Annotated in this window: 23 protein-coding genes; 8 read left to right on the forward strand and 15 right to left on the reverse strand. The window is 69.2% G+C overall.

Annotated elements, in window-relative coordinates:
• The first annotated feature begins 3 nt into the window (after nt 1-3).
• A complete protein-coding gene (locus NQ151_RS00935; protein WP_257526730.1) occupies nt 4-1,992 on the forward strand; it encodes a S9 family peptidase in 1,989 nt (662 codons plus the stop codon).
• A gap of 53 nt (nt 1,993-2,045) precedes the next feature.
• On the opposite strand, the gene NQ151_RS00940 is transcribed toward NQ151_RS00935, so the two are convergent.
• From NQ151_RS00940 to NQ151_RS00950, 3 genes are all read right to left on the reverse strand, one after another.
• Complete coding sequence (locus tag NQ151_RS00940; RefSeq protein WP_257526731.1) at nt 2,046-2,594, reverse strand: DUF308 domain-containing protein; 549 nt, start codon at nt 2,592-2,594, stop codon at nt 2,046-2,048.
• A gap of 90 nt (nt 2,595-2,684) precedes the next feature.
• Nucleotides 2,685-3,605, reverse strand: coding sequence for an AEC family transporter (locus NQ151_RS00945; protein ID WP_257526732.1), 921 nt, complete (start codon nt 3,603-3,605; stop codon nt 2,685-2,687).
• Between the two features lie 33 nt (nt 3,606-3,638).
• Nucleotides 3,639-4,223 (reverse strand): DUF3267 domain-containing protein, encoded by a 585-nt coding sequence (locus tag NQ151_RS00950; RefSeq protein ID WP_257526733.1) that lies wholly within the window; start codon nt 4,221-4,223, stop codon nt 3,639-3,641.
• Nucleotides 4,224-4,497: 274 nt separating this feature from the next.
• Here NQ151_RS00950 and NQ151_RS00955 point away from each other — a divergent pair, with 274 nt between their 5' ends.
• Nucleotides 4,498-4,743, forward strand: a complete 246-nt coding sequence (locus NQ151_RS00955) for a hypothetical protein (protein ID WP_257509883.1) — start codon at nt 4,498-4,500, stop codon at nt 4,741-4,743.
• Nucleotides 4,740-5,729, forward strand: coding sequence for an SRPBCC family protein (locus NQ151_RS00960; protein ID WP_257526734.1), 990 nt, complete (start codon nt 4,740-4,742; stop codon nt 5,727-5,729). Before NQ151_RS00955 ends, NQ151_RS00960 begins: the two co-directional genes overlap by 4 nt.
• Before the next feature lie 57 nt (nt 5,730-5,786).
• Here the strand turns inward: NQ151_RS00960 and NQ151_RS00965 are convergent, their stop codons facing one another.
• Nucleotides 5,787-6,329, reverse strand: a complete 543-nt coding sequence (locus NQ151_RS00965) for a dihydrofolate reductase family protein (RefSeq protein WP_257526735.1) — start codon at nt 6,327-6,329, stop codon at nt 5,787-5,789.
• A gap of 114 nt (nt 6,330-6,443) precedes the next feature.
• On the opposite strand from NQ151_RS00965, the gene NQ151_RS00970 reads away from it, so the two are divergent.
• Nucleotides 6,444-7,091: a TetR/AcrR family transcriptional regulator gene (locus NQ151_RS00970; RefSeq protein ID WP_257526736.1), complete on the forward strand. Its 648-nt coding sequence runs from the start codon at nt 6,444-6,446 to the stop codon at nt 7,089-7,091.
• Here the strand turns inward: NQ151_RS00970 and NQ151_RS00975 are convergent.
• A complete protein-coding gene (locus tag NQ151_RS00975; RefSeq protein WP_257526737.1) occupies nt 7,082-7,555 on the reverse strand; it encodes an SRPBCC domain-containing protein in 474 nt (157 codons plus the stop codon). The two genes, NQ151_RS00970 and NQ151_RS00975, sit on opposite strands and share 10 nt — an antisense overlap.
• 16 nt (nt 7,556-7,571) lie before the next feature.
• On the opposite strand from NQ151_RS00975, the gene NQ151_RS00980 reads away from it, so the two are divergent.
• Nucleotides 7,572-7,904: an ArsR/SmtB family transcription factor gene (locus NQ151_RS00980; protein ID WP_257509878.1), complete on the forward strand. Its 333-nt coding sequence runs from the start codon at nt 7,572-7,574 to the stop codon at nt 7,902-7,904.
• A gap of 30 nt (nt 7,905-7,934) precedes the next feature.
• Here NQ151_RS00980 and deoD read toward each other — a convergent pair whose 3' ends face one another.
• On the reverse strand, nt 7,935-8,651 hold the full coding sequence (deoD, locus tag NQ151_RS00985) for a purine-nucleoside phosphorylase (protein WP_257526738.1): 717 nt from the start codon (nt 8,649-8,651) through the stop codon (nt 7,935-7,937).
• A gap of 277 nt (nt 8,652-8,928) precedes the next feature.
• Here deoD and NQ151_RS00990 point away from each other — a divergent pair, with 277 nt between their 5' ends.
• Nucleotides 8,929-9,795 carry an AraC family transcriptional regulator gene (locus NQ151_RS00990; protein ID WP_257526739.1) on the forward strand — a complete coding sequence of 289 codons (867 nt, stop codon included), beginning with the start codon at nt 8,929-8,931 and terminating at the stop codon, nt 9,793-9,795.
• A 98-nt stretch (nt 9,796-9,893) separates the two neighbouring features.
• Here the strand turns inward: NQ151_RS00990 and NQ151_RS00995 are convergent, their stop codons facing one another.
• The 5 genes from NQ151_RS00995 to NQ151_RS01015 form a co-directional block, all read right to left on the reverse strand.
• Nucleotides 9,894-10,385 carry a tetratricopeptide repeat protein gene (locus tag NQ151_RS00995; RefSeq protein ID WP_257526740.1) on the reverse strand — a complete coding sequence of 164 codons (492 nt, stop codon included), beginning with the start codon at nt 10,383-10,385 and terminating at the stop codon, nt 9,894-9,896.
• Nucleotides 10,386-10,553: 168 nt separating this feature from the next.
• Complete coding sequence (locus NQ151_RS01000) at nt 10,554-11,030, reverse strand: GNAT family N-acetyltransferase (protein ID WP_257526741.1); 477 nt, start codon at nt 11,028-11,030, stop codon at nt 10,554-10,556.
• Nucleotides 11,027-11,527 (reverse strand): GNAT family N-acetyltransferase, encoded by a 501-nt coding sequence (locus NQ151_RS01005; protein ID WP_257526742.1) that lies wholly within the window; start codon nt 11,525-11,527, stop codon nt 11,027-11,029. The genes NQ151_RS01000 and NQ151_RS01005 overlap by 4 nt, the downstream gene beginning before the upstream one ends.
• A gap of 134 nt (nt 11,528-11,661) precedes the next feature.
• A complete protein-coding gene (locus NQ151_RS01010; RefSeq protein ID WP_257526743.1) occupies nt 11,662-12,405 on the reverse strand; it encodes a formylglycine-generating enzyme family protein in 744 nt (247 codons plus the stop codon).
• A 46-nt stretch (nt 12,406-12,451) separates the two neighbouring features.
• Nucleotides 12,452-12,712, reverse strand: coding sequence for a DUF6458 family protein (locus NQ151_RS01015; RefSeq protein WP_257509870.1), 261 nt, complete (start codon nt 12,710-12,712; stop codon nt 12,452-12,454).
• Between the two features lie 119 nt (nt 12,713-12,831).
• Here NQ151_RS01015 and NQ151_RS01020 point away from each other — a divergent pair, with 119 nt between their 5' ends.
• Nucleotides 12,832-13,392, forward strand: a complete 561-nt coding sequence (locus NQ151_RS01020; RefSeq protein WP_257526744.1) for a dihydrofolate reductase family protein — start codon at nt 12,832-12,834, stop codon at nt 13,390-13,392.
• On the opposite strand, the gene NQ151_RS01025 is transcribed toward NQ151_RS01020, so the two are convergent.
• From NQ151_RS01025 to NQ151_RS01035, 3 genes are read right to left on the reverse strand one after another with little or no spacing between them, the layout of a single operon-like run.
• Nucleotides 13,374-14,144 carry an SGNH/GDSL hydrolase family protein gene (locus tag NQ151_RS01025; RefSeq protein ID WP_257509868.1) on the reverse strand — a complete coding sequence of 257 codons (771 nt, stop codon included), beginning with the start codon at nt 14,142-14,144 and terminating at the stop codon, nt 13,374-13,376. The genes NQ151_RS01020 and NQ151_RS01025 overlap by 19 nt on opposite strands.
• A gap of 20 nt (nt 14,145-14,164) precedes the next feature.
• Nucleotides 14,165-15,526 (reverse strand): MFS transporter, encoded by a 1,362-nt coding sequence (locus NQ151_RS01030; protein WP_257509867.1) that lies wholly within the window; start codon nt 15,524-15,526, stop codon nt 14,165-14,167.
• A 40-nt stretch (nt 15,527-15,566) separates the two neighbouring features.
• Entirely contained in the window at nt 15,567-16,607 is a 1,041-nt protein-coding gene (locus tag NQ151_RS01035; protein WP_257526745.1) for an LLM class flavin-dependent oxidoreductase, read from the reverse strand.
• A 182-nt stretch (nt 16,608-16,789) separates the two neighbouring features.
• Here NQ151_RS01035 and NQ151_RS01040 point away from each other — a divergent pair, with 182 nt between their 5' ends.
• Nucleotides 16,790-17,419 carry a phosphoribosyltransferase gene (locus NQ151_RS01040; RefSeq protein ID WP_257509865.1) on the forward strand — a complete coding sequence of 210 codons (630 nt, stop codon included), beginning with the start codon at nt 16,790-16,792 and terminating at the stop codon, nt 17,417-17,419.
• A gap of 6 nt (nt 17,420-17,425) precedes the next feature.
• Here NQ151_RS01040 and NQ151_RS01045 read toward each other — a convergent pair whose 3' ends face one another.
• A complete protein-coding gene (locus NQ151_RS01045) occupies nt 17,426-19,099 on the reverse strand; it encodes a DUF885 domain-containing protein (RefSeq protein ID WP_257509864.1) in 1,674 nt (557 codons plus the stop codon).
• Between the last annotated feature and the right edge of the window lie 29 nt (nt 19,100-19,128).

Here is a 19,128-nt window from a genome sequence, read left to right on the forward strand (position 1 = left end):
CGGGTGCGCGCGCAGGACATCAGCGCCCTCGTCTCGGTCGGCCGCCCCGTCCTCGCGCCGGACGGCGCGTTCGCGGTGTTCGCCATATCCCGGCCGGACCTCGACGCCAATCGCGATGTCGGCCAGCTGTGGCGCATCGACCTGCCGCACGGCACGCCGCGCCGGCTGACGCGTGGCATCGCCGACTCCTCGCCGCGACTGCGGCCGGACGGTGAGGTCGTCGCCTTCCTGCGCGCTGACGGCAAGGGACGCCCGCAGATCTTCGTGGTGCGCGCCGGGGGAGGGGAGCCGGTGCAGGCCACCGACGCTCCGCTCGGCGTCGGTGGATTCGCGTGGTCGCCCGACGGCGCCACGATCGCCTTCAGCGCCCGCGTCCCCGAACGCGGTCGCTACGGATCGGTCGAGGGGTTGGATGCCACGGCGGAGGCGCCGCGACACATCACCGGCATCCGCTGGCATGCCAATGGCCTGGGCTACATCGGCGACCGGCCGTCGCAGCTGTTCGTCGTCGATGCGCCGGATGCGGACGCGGAGCCGTTCTACGCTCCCGCCGCCGCGGTGCGGCCCGAGGGCGAGGACGCGCCGAAGCCCCGGGTCGTGGCCGTGGACGCCGAACAGTTGACCCACGGCACCGCGTCCTACGGTGCGCCGGTGTTCACCGCCGATGGCGGCGAGTTGCTGGCCGTCGTGGACGAGATCGAGGATGCCGCGCGGGATCTGCGCAGCCGGGTCGCGGCGGTCAGCGTCGACGGTGCAGGGAAGCGCGCCGTGCTGGAGCGCGACGCGGGCCTGGCCGTCAACGAGGTGGCGGTCGCCGCAGACGGCACCGTGTTCCTGCTCGCCCACGAGGTCGGGGCCGCCGGCCGTGATTTCGTCGCCCCCGGCGTGGGGCTGTGGCTGCTCGCCGGCGACGGGCTGCGGCTGCTCACCGATGTGGAGAGCGTGGACCTCGGCGAGGTCGGCAGCCACATCGGCTTCGACGGCGACGACGTGCTCGTGCAGGACCGCACTCGCGGCCGGGTGCGCCTGTTGCGGGTGACGCGCGCCGGCGAGGCATCCGAAGTCCTCGGCGGGGACGTCGAGGTGATCGGGCACGCCGCGGCGGCCGGTCACATCGTCGCCGCCGTCGCCACCCCCACGTCGTTCGGCGAGTTGCTGCTCGTCGGCGAAGGCGAGCCGCGCACGCTCACCGACTTCGGTGCCCGCCTGCGCGAGGCGGGCATCATGGAGCCGGTGGAGCGCACCGTCACGGGCCGCGACGGGTACCCCGTGCACGGCTGGGTCGTCACGCCCGCCGGCGACGGGCCGTTCCCGGTCATCCTGCAGATCCACGGCGGCCCGTATGCCACGTACGGCATCCACGCGTTCGACGAGATGCAGGTGCTGGCCGACGCGGGCTACGCGGTGGTCTACTGCAACCCGCGCGGGTCGGCAGGCTACGGCCGGGCCCACGGACGCAGCATTCGCCATGCGATGGGAACGGTGGATTTCACCGACGTCATCGACTTCTTCGACGGGGCTATCGCGGCGGACGTGCGCCTGGACGGCGACCGCGTCGGGGTCATGGGCGGCTCCTACGGCGGGTACCTCACCGCCTGGGTGATCGCGCACGATCACCGCTTCGCCGGTGCCATCGTGGAGCGCGGGTTCCTCGATCCCGTGGCGTTCGCCGGCACGAGCGACATCGGCTCGTTCTTCGGTGACGAGTACGTCGGCACCGATCCGCAGGCGATCGCGGCGCAGAGCCCCTTCGCGGTCGTGTCGCAGGTGCGCACGCCGACGTTCGTGCTGCACTCCGAGCTGGACTTCCGCTGCCCGCTGGAGCAAGCCACGCGGTACTACACGGCGCTGAAACGCCAGAGCACGCCGGCAGAGATGCTGGTGTTCCCGGGCGAGAATCACGAACTCACCCGCGCCGGGCAGCCGCGGCACCGGATCGAGCGGTTCGCCGCCGTGCTGGACTGGTGGGACAGGTACCTGCCGGCACGCTGACCGCGCACACGACGAAGGGCCCCGGGATACCGGGGCCCTTCGCTGTGTGTGAGCTACTTGCCGAAAGTGAACGCGCGGATGATCTGGACGATACCCAGGACGATCGCCGAGATGCCCAGCAGCCACCAGAGCGCGACCGCGCCCCACAGCGGCGAGAACAGCAGCACGATGCCGGCGACGATGGAGAGGATCGCGAAGAAGACCGTCCATCCCTTGGTGGGGGAGTCGCCCAACGTCGAGAGCGCGACGATGCCCTCGATGATCCACATGATGCCGACCAGGACGCCGATGAAGATGCCGAACCAGGCGGTTGCTGCCTGCAGGTTGATGAACGCGATGATGCCGGCGATGATGAACAGCACGCCCAGCACGATGTGCCCGACCCGCGCCCAGCCGCCCTTCTGCGCGCTGAAGATGCCGAGTCCGGCGTAGACGAGGCCGGCGGCGATCGCGTAGACCGCGACGATCGCGACGGCGACCATTGCGGTGCGTCCGGGCCAGACGAGGATGAGGATACCGAGGAGCAGGGCGAGCACGCCGCTGATTCCGAGGGCCGTGCGGATGCCGTTGAGTACCGGCCTATCGATCGATTCCCAGGTCATGGTCCGTCCTTTCTGAGGATCCCCTGTGAGGACGGCGCCATCCTAGCCCGCTTCAGTGGCGCGACAGGAGGGGGGTGGCGTGCGCGAGCGCTAACCCAGCAGGAGCATGACGAGCAGCAGCACCGGCACGCAGCCCACCGTGGTGAGGAAGATCGTGTCGCGGGAGATCGTCTCGCCGACGTCGTAATGCTGCGAGTACGTGAAGATGTTCTGCGCCGTGGGAAGGGCGGCGAGCACCGTGACGATGAGGATCTCGGCGGGGGAGAGGTGGAAGACGTAGGCGGCGACCGCCCAGGCCACCAGCGGCATGGCGAGGAGTTTCAATGCCGTCGCGAGCAGCACGTCGCGGCGCCGGCCGGGGGAGCCGAGCACTCGCTGTCCGTACAGCGACATGCCGTAGCTGATCAGTAGCACGGGTACGCACGCATTCGCGACGGACTGCGCGGGATCGAGGATCAGCGGGGGCAGATTCCAGCCGCTGAGCGACACGGCTACGCCGAGTACGGAGCCGACCACGATCGGGTTCGTCACGGTGCGCTGGAGGATGCGGCGGGCGGAGCGCTGTCCCGAGGTCGCGGCATCCAGAATCGCCATGGAGATCGGCGTGAACACGAGCAGCTGCAGCAGGATCACCGGGGCGGGGAACGCGGCGCTGCCCAGCAGATACAGCGACAGCGGGATGCCCATGTTGTTGGAGTTCACCTGACCGGCCGACAGTGCCGCGATCGTCGTCTCGCCCGCGGAGCGGTGCCACACGAACCGGGAGAACGCCGCCTGGATCGCGATGACCACGACGGCGGCGATCGCCGACACCGGGAGCAGAGCGGAGAACAGCGTCTGCACGTCGGCCTGGGCGAGCACGACGAACAGCAGGAACGGCGAGAGCACGAAGAACGTGAGGCGGTTCAGCACGTGGCGACCGTGAGGCCCGAGCAGGTCGATGCGGCCGATGATGTAGCCGATGAGAATGGCGACGCCGATGACGACGAATCCGGTGGCTACATCCAACACAACTTGAGCCTAGAGGGGGCTCGGCCCGGGGGCTTACGTCCGGGGTGTGGGGACGAAGACGTGAACGATGTCCCCGTCGTCCTGGATCAGTGCCCCCGCGGGCTGCCGTGATGCCACGTACACCTCGACGAAATCCCCGGCGGATCCGGCGAAATTCAGTGTGAGGAGGATATAGACGGTCAGGCGACAATCCTGCGGCACGGTGGTCAGGGCTGCGAACAGCACCAGGCCCCACACGATGACCGGTGTCAGTGCCGCGATGACCGCCGTGCGCCTGTTCAGGTATGCGTCGGTGCCCGTGGTCAGGAAGGGAAACCGCAGGGCATACGTCGGCCTCACTCCCGTCATGAGTTGCAGCGCGACCCCGTGGGAGAGCTCATGCAGTGCCATGTAGACGAGCAACGCGAGCAAGGTGACAAGGATCGTGATCGCCGGCGGCCAGGCGGTTTCGAGCGGGAGTCGGAACAGCAGCGCGGCTCCCACCGACAGCAGCGACGCCAGGATGAATATGGTCTGTACGGCGAATGCGTACCTCTTCTGCCGGAGGCTCACCGTGTGATCTGCCTGGAAACCCGCGGGAAGGTGCGCGGCATTCTGCGTACTTCGATTCGCGCTCATTGCGCCTCCTACAGCGCCGAATGGCGACGGCCGGGACCCGTCTTTTCCCTGATCGTAGGCGGAAATGTGGCTTGTGAGAGCTTTGTTGGCGTCCTGCGACAACTCGCCTCGGCGCTGGCTGCGAAAGTTGTCTGTTCCGTGCATGCCCGGTTTGGGGCGCGTATCTGGCACCGAACGGCGGTTTGCGTGGGTTTGGGGCGCGTATCCGGCATCGAAGGCGGGATAGTCGCAACTCAGGTTGACAGAGCGATGCTTAGCAACATAGGTTGACGGCATGGAGTCGGTACAGATCGCGGCAACGGCAGCGGATACGAGTGATCCGCGGGCGGGGCTCCGGGCCGTCGCGTCGTTGCGCCTGCTTGCGGACGCCCTGGAACTGCGGCAAGTCGAGGCGGCGCTGCGCGCGGGCATGAAGTGGCAGGACATCGCCGACGCGCTCGGGGTGACCCGGCAGGCCGTCCATAAGAAGCACGCCAAACGAGTGGACCCCACGATCCCGATCCCCAGGAGGAACGCATGAGCAAGTTCGTTCTCGTCGCTCAGACCAGCCAATCTCTGTCGCTTGCCGCCATGGAGGAAGCCTCTCGGCTCGGGCTCCGCGAAGCGGACATCGAACACCTGTTCCTCGCCCTCGTGATCAGCGGCCAATCCGCGGGGCGCGCGCTGCGCAGCCTGGGCATCGATCTGGATTCCGCCCGTCGCGCTGTCGAGGAGCAGTATGAAGCGCAACTGGCGCTGCTGGGCATCGACGCGTCATTCCCCGAGGCTGGACGGATCGTGTCCCATGAGACGGTCGGGTATGAGTGGAGCAGGCGTGGTTACGACCTCATCGTGCGCGCCAGTGGCAAAGACAAGCACGGCGACGCCGCCGCCGTGCTCCGCGAACTCCTCGCAGAGCCCAGCGGCTCGATCGCGGAGATCCTTCGCCGCCTCGGTACGACATCCGATGAACTGCTCGAGCGTCTCGACCAGTTCGACTCATCGGGGGAGAAGCCCGCGCCCACCGCGGCAAAGGCGAAAGGGCGTGTCGCGGGATCCACAGAGACCTTCGTTCCCGCATCACTTGATGAGGTGTGGGAGTTCCTGGCAGACCCGGCACGCATCCCGGAGTGGCAGTTGAGCGTCGGCTCCGTCGACCTGGCCGACCAGGAGGTGAGTCCGGGTGCGATCTGGCGGGGTCACGCGGCCACAGATCGCCCGGGTGGGAAGCCGGTGAAGGTGAAGCCGCAATTCCTTCGCCGCCGCATCGAACTGGTCGCAGTGCATCGACCGGAGCGGGTCGCCTGGCGCTTCGCCCACCCCGACGCCACGCAGAGCCGTCCATTTCTCACCGAGTTCACGTTGGCGCCCACGACAGGTGGCACGCAGGTCACCATCACGACGACGTGGTCCGGGCACGACGGCTGGCGACGGCTCATCGGCTTTCCGCTGCGTCCGATGCAGAAGTTCGTGGTGTGGATGGGACTGTTCCAGACCGGCAGTGCGCTCAGCCGAGCATTCCGCTGAACGCCGATAATGCACATTATGACAATCCGCTCACAGCGCCGCTTCCCTGCTCACTCTTTACGCCAGCACGCGATACCGCAGGTGGACTTCTCCGGCGAACGCCGACGTGTCGATCCGCTCCAGCCTGACGGGCCTGCTCAGGCCGGCGAACAGTGAGATCCCGTGGCCAAGCACGATCGGCACCACGTGCAACTGGATCTCGTCGACGAGCCCGAGTTCGAGGCACTGCCGCGAGATGCTGCCGCCCAGCAGACTGACCCACTTCTCACCTGCGGCGTCTTTCGCGGATGCCACGGCCTGCGGGATCTCGTCGACGACGAACGTGTACACGACGCCGTCCTTCTCGATCGGCTCGTGCGCGCTGTGCGTCATCAGGAACACCGGTACGCCGGCCATGCCCCCGTAGGGCACCTCACCGTCGTCGACGGTCTGCGTCTTGTTGGCTCCCCCGATGACGGCGCCGAGCTCCTGGACAACCCTTCCGACGAGTTCTTCGTCCCCGGGAGCCACGGGAAAGCCGTCCATCCAGTCGACTCCCCCATCGGCATCCGCCATGAAGCCATCCAGGCTCACCGTCGCATGAACCAGCACCTTTGCCATTGCTCCTCCTTGAGCATCACCCGGCGTTAATGGTGAGTCGCTGGACTCACCTCGTAAGAGTACCGATGCGTTTGTTATGAGTCAACCGACTCGCCTTTAGGTCATACTGGGTGGATGCCACGCGAACTCTCTGCGTACCACCGCCAGATCTCCTCCGGTAACCGGGCGGTGATCCTCGACGCCGCCACCGATCTGTTCCTCGAGTTCGGCTACGACCGGACGTCGTTGGCCCGGGTCGCCGAGCGTGCCGGCGTCTCCAAGGCGACCCTGTTCAAGCAGTTTCCGACGAAGGCCGAGCTCTTCGAGGCAACCGCGCTCGCGGCGGGTGACACGCCGGCATCCGAGTTCGCGGAGCCGACGCCCGAGGACTTCCACGCGGGGCTCGTGCACCTCGGATCGGCGTACGCCGAACTGCTGTCCCGGCCCCGAATTGTGGACCTGATGCGGGCGGTGATCGCCGAGTCCGCGAGGTTCCCCGAGCTGCGCCAGCGGACCTTCGATTTCGGCACACTGCCCGTGCTCAGCGCGTTGAGGCGCTACTTCCAGACGGCGAACGCGCACGGCTCCGCGAGCGTGGACGATCTCGATGTCGCCGCGGCGCAGTTCCTCGGCATGATCGCCACGGTCGTGTTCTGGCCCTACCTGGTGCACGGCACCTGGTCGCTCACGGATGAGGAGAAGCGCCGCACCGTCGACGAAGCCGCTCGGACGATCGTCGCCCGCTACGGTGCTGCCGCGCCGAGTCGTGGGGATCAGGTGTAGAAGCCCTCGCGCAGGTTGATCCCGTATTCGATCCAGGCCTTCATGGCCGCGAGCATGGTGGTCCACCCCTCGCAGTTGTCGAACGCGTTCCTCGCGCCATCAGTGCTCAGCGCCCACGAGGATTCCGTGATTGTCACGAGCGTGCGAGTGTCCTCATCGAGTGGTTCGAAGGTGAACGTCGTCGTGGTGTAGTCCGCGCCTGACTTGGTCGCCTCGCCGCCCCATTGGATGACGATCTTGCGGGGCGGGTCGGCCTCGACCACGGTGACCGGGAACGCGCCGGGGAAGTCGTGGAAGTCCCAGCTGACGTCGGCGCCCGCCTCCAGTCGGCCCTTCGCTCCCCCGGTGGTGAAATACCGCGACAGCTGCTCCGGATCCGCGACCGCCTCGTACACCTCCGCGACCGGGCGCGCGACGCGCCCCGACACGGTGAAGGAGAGTTCCGTGAATTCCGATTGAGTCATGTTGTATTTTTATAACATGAACGCAGTCGTTGACAAGGGTTCTGCGGATGATCGGGTCTTCCGAGCACTGGCATCCGCCGTGCGTCGCGCAATGCTCGACGCACTGAAAGACTGCCCGCTCACGACGGGAGCCCTGTGCGCGCTCTTCCCCGAACACAACCGCACCACTGTCCTGCAGCATCTTCGCGTGCTCGAGGCCGCCGAGCTCGTCATCGGGACCCGCCAGGGGCGCGAGCGGATCCTGACGCTCAGCCCGCTGCCCATCAAGCGGATCCACGACCGCTGGATCAGCGAACACATGAAGGCCGCGGTCGGGCTGCTGGACGACCTCGACCGCTCGGCATCCTGAATCCGCCGATGCAACTCGGTCGCAGCGCGGTCAGCGCACCGCGGTCGCCGCTCGCAGCGCGATGGAGATCATGTCGCCGAAGGTCTGCTCCCGCTCCTGGGCGCTGGTCTCCGCGCCCGTGACGATGTGGTCCGAGACCGTGCAGATGCTCAGCGCGCGCCGGCCGTAATAGGCCGCGAGGGTGTACAGACCGCTCGTCTCCATCTCCACGCCCAGCACGCCGTGTCGCACGAACGGGTCGTTGAGCTCGGGGCGGGTGCTGTAGAACTGGTCGCTCGACAGCAGCAGGCCGACGTGCACGGCGGATGCCGGCGGCTCGCTCTCGCTCGCTTCGACCGCCGCCCGCAACAGGGAGAAGTCGGCGACGGGTGCGTAGTCGAGGCCGTGGAATCGGGTGCGGTTGATCCCGGCGTCGGTGCAGGCGCCGTTGGCGATGATGATGTCCCGCACCGCCAACCGCTCGGTCAGCGCCCCGCAGGACCCCACGCGGACGATCGTCTGCACGTCATACGACTCGAACAGCTCGGTGGCGTAGATGGCCATCGACGGCTGGCCCATTCCCGAGCCCTGCACCGAGACGCGGTGGCCCTGCCAGGTGCCGGTGAATCCCAGCATCCCGCGGGTCTGGGTGTAGAGCTTGGCATCCTCGAGGAAGGTCTCGGCGATCCACTTCGCCCGCAGCGGGTCCCCCGGAAACAGGACGACGGGGGCGATCTGGCCGGGTGCTGCGGCGATGTGGGTGCTCATATGCCCACCGTAGCCAGGCTGGGCTGTACGTCCGCTCGGCGTCCGCAGCCGATCCAGGCCGGTGACGTTGGATACGTCAGAACTCCAGTGTCGAAATCACGGCCGTGGACTCGATGGCTGAGTGGAGTGTTCCGGTGGAAATAGCCAAAGCGCGGCGCGGCAATCATCTCGACGTCTGCGGCCTCGCGGCATCCACCATCGACGCGATTGAATCGGACCGCGATAGTCGGATGCCGGCGGAGGCGGGCTTGCAGGCTGGATGCCGAAAGGGGAAACCGTGATCGCAGTGCTGAATCGGCTCGTCGAGTACGTCGAGGATCACCTCACCGAGGAGATCGACATCGCCGGCCTCGCGCGCATGCTCGGCACGACGGAGTACCACGTTCGCCGGATGTTCTCATCGTTGGCGGGCATGCCGTTGTCCGAGTACATCCGTCGCCGTCGCATGTCGGTGGCTGCCGCAGATGTCCTCGGCGACGGTGAGCTGCTCGGCATCGCGGTGCGCTGCGGATACGGCTCCACCGAGGCGTTCAGCCGCGCGTTCCGCGCGGTGCACGGCGTCAGTCCTGGCGACGTGCGCCGCAATGGTGGCCCCCTTCGGACACAACCGCAGCTCAGGTTCCGCCTGACCGTAGAAGGGACTACCCCCATGGACACTCGCATCACCGACCGTCCGGCATTCCGGCTGATCGGCCACGCGGCTCGCGTGCCGTTGATTCACCAGGGCGTCAATCCAGACATCCAGGCGCACATCGCGTCACTGCCAGCCGCCGAGCATGACCGCCTCAAGGGACTGAGCGACGCTGAGCCGGCCGGGCTGCTGCAGGTGAGCGCCGACGTCGACCCCGACTATGCCGAAGGCAGCGAGCTGACCTACCTGCACGGGGTCGCCGTCAGCGCAGCGACGCCTGTGCCCGAGGACCTCACGGCGATCGAGGTTCCCACCGGGGCCTGGGTGGTGTTCCCGGTCACGGGCCCTTACCCTGCCGCGTTGCAGTCCACATGGGCTGCGACGGCCACCGACTGGTTCCCCTCGAACCCGTGGCGGCTGCGTCCCGGCCCGTCTATCGTCGCCGTGCTCGACCGCGCCGATGACTTCAGCTCGGCGACCTGCGAACTGTGGATGCCGGTGGAACGCGACTAACTCTCGGGCAGCGTCGGAATTCAGCCTGTGCGGGCTGGAAAGCCTCGCGGCGGCGCGCGATGCGCCTCTCAGGCTGAATTCCGACGCCCCGCAGGGGATCAGCGAGCCGGGTCGGAGTCCACCAGCGCGTCGGCGTAGGCCTCGACGGCCCGCCGGTACGTCGGCAACGTGGGTGCGAGGGCCTTCAGCGCCACCCGGAGCGCCTCGTCCGGACGGCCGGCGTCTCGTAGCGCCAGCGCCAGGAACGCCCGCGGGGCAGCGCCGGTCACCGTATCGCCCGGGTGATCCTGCAGCAGTGCGACCGCGGCATCCGCTTCGCCCACGTTCCGCAACGAACTGGCCAGCTGCACGACCGCCTGCGGCCGCCGCTCCCCCGCCAACCCGCGCTCAAGAGCGGCGCGATAGAGCGGGACGGCGTCGCCTTCGCGTCCGAGGAAGTCGTGCACAGAGGCCCACTCGTACAGCGCCTCCGGTGATTCCGCGCCGCGCTCGTCGATGAGGGCCTGCATCTGCGCCAGCATCGCCTCCGGCCGGTCGTCGTCGGCATCGCGCCAGAAGGCAGCGACGCGCTCGTCCCACGGCTCACTCATCGGTCGTGCTCTTTCCATCAGGGGCATGCCGCCGGGGACCACTCTAGGGGCGCGCACCTGGTCGCCCCCGTGGGGCTAAAAGCGGAGGGGGCCCCCGCGCCCCCGGTAGGGGGCGGGGGGGGCGCGCCGCCGGCAATACCGCCCCCCCCCCCCCCACGCCTCCAGCGGTTACAGCGCCTTCCGCATCTGCTGCGTGACCACGTCGTAGCCGGCGGAGCCGTAGAGCCCGATCGCCACGGCGTTGCTTCCGAACACGTTCAGCTCCAGCGCGGCCGCACCGGCCCGGCGCGTGGCGTCCTCCACCGCGGCGAGCAGAGCCCGGCCGAATCCCTGGCCCCGCTTGGTCTCGACGACCTCGATGTCATACAGGAACGCCACCCCCGGTGCGCCGCGGGGGTGATCCAGACTGACCCAGGCGCGTCCGACCGGCACGCCCTCGGCGTCGACACCGCGAAGGATCAGCATCCGCTCGGTTGCCAGTCCCTGCGGAAGGAGCTTCGCGGTCTCGTCGCGCGCTCGTTGCACCGATCCCTCCTGCGGCCACCTCCCGGCGGCGACCTGTTCGGCCGCGTACTCCTCCGCGAGCAGCGTCTGCCACTGCGCGTACTCTTCGGGGGTCATCGGGCGCACGGTCACCGCTGTCATTGCGCCATGCTGGCATAGCCCCCGTCGCGCGCGTCAAGCGCGAGGTCGGCGACGGCACGTGACCAGGCGACCTCGTGGTCGAGTTGGGCGGTCTCGACGAAGAGACTCACCTGACACGTCTGTGACAGCACGGTGGCGAGTTCGTCGCGGTCTGCCTCGGCGAACCCGAGCTTGCGCCAGAACGGCCCCGACCGCCGGGAGAACAGCCACGCTCGGGTGGCCCCGGAGGCCGCGGCATCCGCCATCGCGAACATCGCGAGGCGGGAACCGGCCCCGCTCCCCCGGTGCGCGTACGCGACCGCGACGCTGCGGATCAGCGCGTGCGTGCCGTCGTCGCTCAGTTCATATCCGGTGCTGCCGATGATCGACCCGTCGGCGTCGCGCTGGACCCACAGCCGCACCGCGGGGGCGTTGAGGCCGGCGAGCGTCAGATCCGCGTCGCGGAGGAAATCGCGCAGGATGCCGGTATCGGCGGGGGTGATGCGGTGAAACGTCACAACGTCGATTCTCCCGCGGGGTATCGGTCGCCGGGCGCCGGAATTCAGCCTGTGGGGCCGAAATCCCACCCGGAAGGACTAGTGGATGCCGCTGAGGCTGAATTCCGACGGCGGGAGACGGCCCGCGCCGCGGCTCAGCGCCGCGGGGTCCAGCCCGGCGGCAGTGGGCCGTCGGTCATCGCGCGCTCGCGGTCTGCGGCGGCCGACCATCCCTGCGCGGCGTCGACGGCGTCGAACCCGCCCCGGGCCAGGCGCAGTCCCACGTCGTCGTGGTGCATGCGGGGCGCTCCGCCGCGACGGGTCGACGCGCGCACACTCCACGCGTCGTCGGCGAACCCGCCGCCGCGGAAGACGCGGTAGTCGCCGTAGCGTGCCGGGTCCAGCAGGTCCCAGCACCACTCCCAGACGTTGCCGAGGGTGTCGAACAGGCCGTTGAGGTTCGGCAGCTTGCCGCCGATGTCGTGCGGTGCCGAGCCGCCGTCGGCGGCGGTCCAGGCCACCTGGTCCAGCGGCCCGTAGTGAGCGCCGGTCGACCCGGCGCGGCATGCGAACTCCCACTCCGCCTCGGTCGGCAGCCGGTACCCGTCGGAGTCCACGTGCCACGTGACCTCTTCGCCGTCGAAGGTGTACGCCGGGTCGAGGCCCTCCCATTCGGATGCCGCGTTGCACACCCGCACGGCGCGTAACCAGCTCACGTCGGCCGCGGGACGCCGCGGGTGCGGAGCGGGTTCCCCCAGCAGTTCGGCGAGCTGTTCCTGCGTGAGGGGATAGACCCCGATCTCGAACGGCTCGAGGGTCACGTGCCAGCGACGCTGCTGCCGGGCATCGTGCAGCGTGACGGTGCCGCCGGCCACGCGCGCCATCTCGAAATCCGTCACTCCAGGACTCTAGTCGCGCGTGCGGCGGCACCGGGCCGCGCGAGGGTCAGACGGTGTCGTCGCCGGACGTCGTGGTGGACCGACGGGTGATCCGCTCGCCGGCGACCGGGTCGACGGCCGTGCGTGAGACGGTCTCGGTCGAACGGCGGCGTGCCATCAGCACGATGCCGATGATGAACACCAGCACACCGGCGCCCATCAGGATGTAGCCGATCATGTCGAGGTTGAACCATTCCACCTGGACGTTGACGGCGAACACAAGGATCGCTCCTATGACGAAGAGCGCAATTCCGGCTCCGATGCTCATGGCAGTTCCTTTCGGTTCGGGTAACTTCGGAATCCTCTCGTAGGCGCCGGTTCGCCCGGGAGGGCTTGACACAGCCAGGGGTACTGTGCGGGTCGGCGCGCGCCGGTAGCGTGGCGCCCATGGCACGCGTGATCTTCTACACCGCGACGACGCTCGATGGCTACCTGGCAGACGAGGCCGATTCGCTGGATTGGCTGTTCGCCGTTCCCGGCGGAGAGGGTGGGGATGCCGACTTCCAGACGTTCCTCGACGGGATCGGAGTGCTGGTGCAGGGCTCGACGACGTACCAGTGGGTCCTCGACCACGAGGACCTCATCGCCCACCCCGAGAAGTGGCCTGCGTTCTACGGTCCTCGTCCCACGTGGGTGTTCACGACGCGCGAGTTGCCTGCCGTCCCCGGCGCCGACGTGCGGTTCGCCGCCGGCCCCGTCACCGACTACTGGTCGCAGATCCGCGAAGCGGCCGGGCACCTGGATGTCTGGGTCGTCGGCGGCGGGGATCTCGCCGGTCAGTTCGTCGACGCGGGGCTGCTGGACGAGATCCGGGTCTCGGTCGCGCCGGCGACGCTCGGCGCCGGCAGGCCGCTGCTGCCCCGCCGATTCGGTGCCGACCGGCTGAAACTCACAGATGTGCGCCGCAACGGCCAGTTCGCCGAGCTGACCTACGCCGTGCGTTCCTGACGGGGCTCCACCGGTACCCAGAACGGGTGCTTCGGTTCGCGGTTGTCCCCGGATGAGGTGCGGGTCAGCCGTCGCCGCACCCACGGGCCGACGTGGGCGCGGTAGTACGCCGCGCCGCGCAGGGCCACCGGCGGCAGATGCGGCAGCGACCACCACCCCTCCGGCGCGTCCATATCGAGCGCCTCCAGAACGCGCGCCGCGACCCGGTGGTGCCCGCGCGTGTTCATGTGCAACCGGTCCTCGGACCAGTACGGCGGGGTCGACAGCTCCCGGTCGGGCCAGTTGAACGCCGTCACCACGTCGGGCCGGTCGGCGACGCGCTGCTCGACGGCGGCGGTGAGCAGGTCACCGCGCCGCTGGATGACGCGGCTCAGCGGCAGCTGGCCGGAGGGGTTCGCCCCCGACAGCATGATGAGTTGTACGCCCTCTTCGTCGCACCGGCGCATCACGTGCGAGAACCCGTCGGCCACGTGCCTGATCGACGTGCGCGGGCGGATCATGTCGTTGCCGCCGCCGTTGAACGACAGGTGCGTCGGCTTCAATGCGAGGGCGGGCTCCAGCTGTTCGGCGAGGATGCCGTCGATGAGCTTGCCGCGGATGGCGAGGTTGGCATACTCGAGCGGTTCACCTGCGGCATCCGCCCACGCCTGCGCCACGAGGTCCGCCCAGCCGCGGACGCGTCCGTCGGGGAGGTCGTCGCCGATGCCCTCGGTGAATGAATCGCCGATCGCGACGTAACGCACGGATGCCATCGGATCAGCCTACGCGCAGGTCACCTGTCGTCCAGGGCGAGGCCCCGCCTGTCGGCGAGTCCCCAGGCCGCGGCGGCGGCGATGACGAAGAAGCTCGCGAACACCACGAACAGCAGGGGCGCGCCCCCGCCGGCCAGCAGCGGCGGCACCGTCAGCGGTGCGACGATCGACGCGATGCGGCCGACACCGGCGGCCCACCCCGACCCGGTGGCGCGCAGCGACGTCGGGTACATCTCGGGCGTGACGGCGTACAGCGCGCCCCACGCACCCAGGTTGAAGAACGACAGCGCCATGCCGGTCGCGATGATCGCCCCCTCCCCCGTCGCGGTGCCGAACAGCACGGCGGCCACGGCGGAACCCGCGAGGAAGACCGACAGGGTGAGCCGCCGCCCCCACACTTCGATCAGCCACGCCGCGACGGCGTACCCGGGCAGTTGCGCGAGCGTGATGATCAGCGTGAAACCGAACGAGCGCACCAGGTCGTAGCCCTGAGCCACCAGGATGGTGGGGATCCAGATGAACGCGCCGTAGTACGAGAAGTTGACGCAGAACCACACCAGCCACAAGCACGCCGTGCGCACGCGGAACTCCGCCGACCACAGCGCCTTCAGCCGGTCGCCGGTGCGCACGGCTGCCGGCGGCGCCGTCGGCGCCACCGGGACGACTCGCACGGAGACCGCGACGGCCCCGGCCGGTGCGGCATCCTCGAACGACCTCGTGACGGCATCCGCTTCGGCCAGCCGTCCCCGCCGCTCGAGCCAGCGGGCCGATTCCGGCAGACTCCACCGCACGATCAGGGCGTACACCGCCGGGATCGCGCCGAGGAAGAACGCCCACCGCCAGCCGTCGTCCGAGGCGGGGATCACGAAGTAGCCGATGAGCGCGGCGGCGGTCCACCCGACGGCCCAGAACGCCTCGAGGATCACGATGAGACGGCCCCGCATGCGGGCCGGGGCGAACTCGCTGACGTAGGTACTCGCCACCGGCAGCTCGGCACCCAGGCCCAGCCCGACGAAGAACCGCAGCACCAGCAGCATCGCCAGGCCCCCCACCAGCGCGCTCGCGCCGGTCGCGATGCCGTAGACCAGCAGGGTCAGCGCGAACACCTGGCGGCGCCCGAAGCGGTCGGCGAGCAGGCCGCCCAGGCTCGCGCCGATCGCCATGCCCACGAACCCGATCGAGGCGATCCACGCCGTCTCCTGTGGCTGCAGCGACCATTGCACGGCGAGGGCGGCGATGATGAACGAGATCAGTCCCACGTCCATCGCGTCCAGCGCCCAGCCGATGCCGGAGCCGGTGAGCACCCGCAGATGCCGACGGGTGAACGGCAGACGGTCCAGGCGCTCCGACGCGGTCGCAGGAGCTGTGGCGGCTTCGGTCATACCGTCATCGTATTGATGCGGCGGCCCCCACCGCGGCAACTCAGTGCGACGCGAGCATGTCCTGCACGAGCGGGGCGACGACCGAGCCGTACAGTTCGATCGATCGCATCATCTTCTCGTGCGGCAGAGTGCCGGTGGAGTACTTCATGTCGAACCGGTCGGCGCCCAGCATCGTGACGGTGTCGACGATCTTTCGTGCCACCGTCTCGGCGGATCCGACGTACAGCGCCCCCTCGGGGCCCACGTCGTGCTGGAAGCGCAGCCGGCTGTACGCGGGCCAGCCGCGTTCGCGGCCGATCGTGTTGTTCATCACCTCGAAGTGCTCGTACGCCTCCTCCCACGACTGCTGGTCGGTCTCGGCGACGTAGCCCGGCGAATGGATGCCGACGGGGCGCGGGCCGTGACCGAAGGTCTCCAGCGACCGGTGGAAGCGGTCGACGAACGGCCGGAAGCGGTCCGCCGGACCGCCGATGATCGCGAGCATGAGCCCGTAACCGTAGCGGGCCGTGCGCACGACCGACTCCGGGCTCCCCCCGACGCCGACCCACGCGGTGAGGCCGCCTTCCGTCTTCGGGAACACATCGGCATCCGCAAGTCCTGCTCGCGTCGTGCCCTCCCACGTGACGGGCTGCTCTGTCAGCAGCCGTGAGAACAGGTCGAGCTTCTCCTCGAACAGCACCTCGTAGTCGTGCAGGTCGTATCCGAACAGCGGGAACGACTCCGTGAAGGATCCGCGACCGAGGATCACTTCGGCGCGCCCGGCGGACAGCGCGTCGAGCGTGGCGAACCGCTCGTACACGCGCACCGGGTCGTCGCTGGAGAGCACGGTGACCGCCGTGCCCAACCGGATGCCGCTGGTGCGCGCCGCGATCGCGGCCAGCACGATCTCGGGGCTCGAGACGGCGAACTCGCGGCGGTGGTGCTCCCCCACGTTGAACGCCGCGAGACCCAGCTCGTCGGCCAGCACCGCCTGGTCCACGATGTGACGGATCGTCTGCGCGGCGCTCAGCAGCTCGCCATCCGATCCCCGGGTGATGTCGCCGAACGTGTCGAGTCCCAGTTGCAGTGCCGTGCCAGTCATCCGCGGCTCCTTTCTATTCACGTGCATGCAACGTTACGGGGTGCGTCCGCATTCCAGGGCGTGCCGGGGGTAGGAGATGGGACGAGCGTAGGAGGTTCGGTGGCGATCGGTCCTACCTTCGCCACATCTCCTACGCTCGCGACAGGCGTGACGGACGGATGCCGCGAGCGTACGGTGGAGGCGTGACCGTGTACGCCGATCGGGTCGCTGCGGGTGTCGCGTTGGCGGCAGCGCTGGAGGCCTGGCGCGGCACCGACGCGGTCGTGGTGGGCATCCCCCGCGGCGGCGTGGTGGTGGCCGCCGCCGTCGCCCGCGAGCTGCAGCTGCCGCTCACGGCCGTGGCGGTGCGCAAGCTCGGTGTCCCGGCGCAGTCCGAGGTCGCCGCCGGCGCGATCGCGCAGGACGTGCGTGTGCTCAACGACGAGGCGGTGGCCCGCCGGTGGCTCACCTCGGACCAGCTGGCCGCCGTCGAGCGCCGGGAACGCGTGGAACTGCAGCGGCGCACCGACCGGTACGGGCTGGGAGAAGCGGATCTCACCGGACGCACCGCGATCGTCGTGGACGACGGTGTCGCCACCGGTGCCACGGCCACGGCCGCCTGCCGGGCGGTGCGCGCGCAGGGGGCGGCGCGGGTCGTGCTCGCAGCGCCGGTGGCGCCGGCGCGGTGGCGTCCGCCGCCGGATGCCGCCGACGACTGGGTCTGCGTGCAGCCGGTGCGGGATTTCTGGGCCGTGGGGCAGTTCTACGAGCGTTTCAACCAGACCAGTGACGAGGAGGTCGTGGCGCTTCTCCACGACACTCCCCGTCGCTGAGCCGGATCAGGCCTGCAGTGCGGCGCGCAGCGTGTCCAGGCCCACGCCGCCGACGTCCAGCGCACGCTTGTGGAACTGCTTGATCGAGAAGTCCGCGCCTTCGCGCTCGGCGACGTCGTCGCGCAGCTGCTCCCAGATGCGCTGGCCGACCTTGTACGACGGTGCCTGTCCCGGCCACCCGAAGTAACGGTTGACCTCGAACCGCACGAACTCGTCGGACATGTTGACGTTCCGGCGCATGAACTCCAGCGCGTAGTCGAAGTCCCACGTGCCGGTGCCGTCCAGACGCGGCTTCTGCAGGTGCACGCCGATGTCCAGCACCACGCGGGCGGCACGCATACGCTGCCCGTCGAGCATGCCCAGGCGGTCGGCGGGGTCGTCGAGGTAGCCCAGCTGCTCCATGAGACGCTCGGCGTACAGCGCCCACCCTTCGGCGTGCCCGCTGGTGCCGGCCAGCAGCCGGCGCCACGAGTTCAGCTGGGTGCGGTTGTACACCGCCTGCGCGATCTGCAGGTGGTGACCCGGAACACCCTCGTGATACACCGTGGTCAGCTCCCGCCAGGTGTCGAACGTGTCGACGCCCTCGGGTACCGACCACCACATGCGGCCCGGCCGCGAGAAGTCGTCGGTGGGGCCGGTGTAGTAGATGCCGCCCTCGTTGGTCGGGGCGATCATGCACTCGAGCTTGCGGATCGGCTCGGGGATGTCGAAGTGGGTCCGGCCCAGCTCCTCGACGGCACGGTCGCTGGTCTCCTGCATCCACCGCTGCAGCGCCTCGGTGCCGTGCAGCTGGCGGGCGGGGTCGGCTTCCAGCAGCGCGACGGCTTCTTCCACGGTGGCACCGGGAGAGATCTGGTTCGCGATCGACTCCTGCTCGGCCACCATGCGGGCGAGCTCTTCGATCCCCCACTCGTACGTCTCGTCCAGGTCGATCTCGGCGCCGAGGAACCGCCGGGAGTGCAGGGCGTACAGCTCGCGCCCCACCGCGTCCTGCTCCGAGGCCTCGGGGGCCAGCTCGTTCGACAGGAACGACGACAGCTCGTCGTACGCGACGCGGGCGGCGTTGCTGTTGTCGGTGAGCTCCCGGGCCAGGGACGCGGGTAGGTGTCCCTCGGCCGGTGCCGCGTCGGCGACGAAGCCGGCGAAGAACCCGGTGTCGCTGGTGTACCGGGCGATCTGCGTGACGACCTCCAGCACCTGACGTCGCGCCGGCACGACGCCCTCCGCGATGCCTTCACGGAGCGTCTCGATGTAGCCGTCGATCGCCGCGGGCAGCGCCTTCAGTCGGGTGGAGACCACGCCCCAGTCCTGGACGGTGTCGGTGGGCATGAGGTCGAACGCCGAGCGCAGATCCTGTGCGGGCGAGGCGATGACGTTGAGGTCGCGCAGATGGGCCTTCGCGTCGTGCAGTTCCAGCTGCAGGCGCAGCTCGCGCGTCAGGTCCTCCTTCGTGACCCGGTCGACGTCGTCGACGGGCTCGGCCGCTTCGAGCGCTGCCAGCGTCGTGCGCGCGGCCTCCGCGGCGCGCGCCACACCGGCGGGCGACAGGTCGTCGAACCTGCCGTTGTGCTCGGTGCGTCCGATGTAGGTCGCCAGGATCGGGGAGAGTTCGGCGGCGGTGTCCACCCAGGCATCCGCGATCTCGTCGATCGGGGTCGTGGGCCGTGAGGTCTCGGTCATCCCTTGAGCCTAGAACCCGCGGCTGGGGA

Source organism: Microbacterium sp. zg-YB36 (genome assembly GCF_024623575.2).
Taxonomy (GTDB): Bacteria; Actinomycetota; Actinomycetes; order Actinomycetales; family Microbacteriaceae; genus Microbacterium.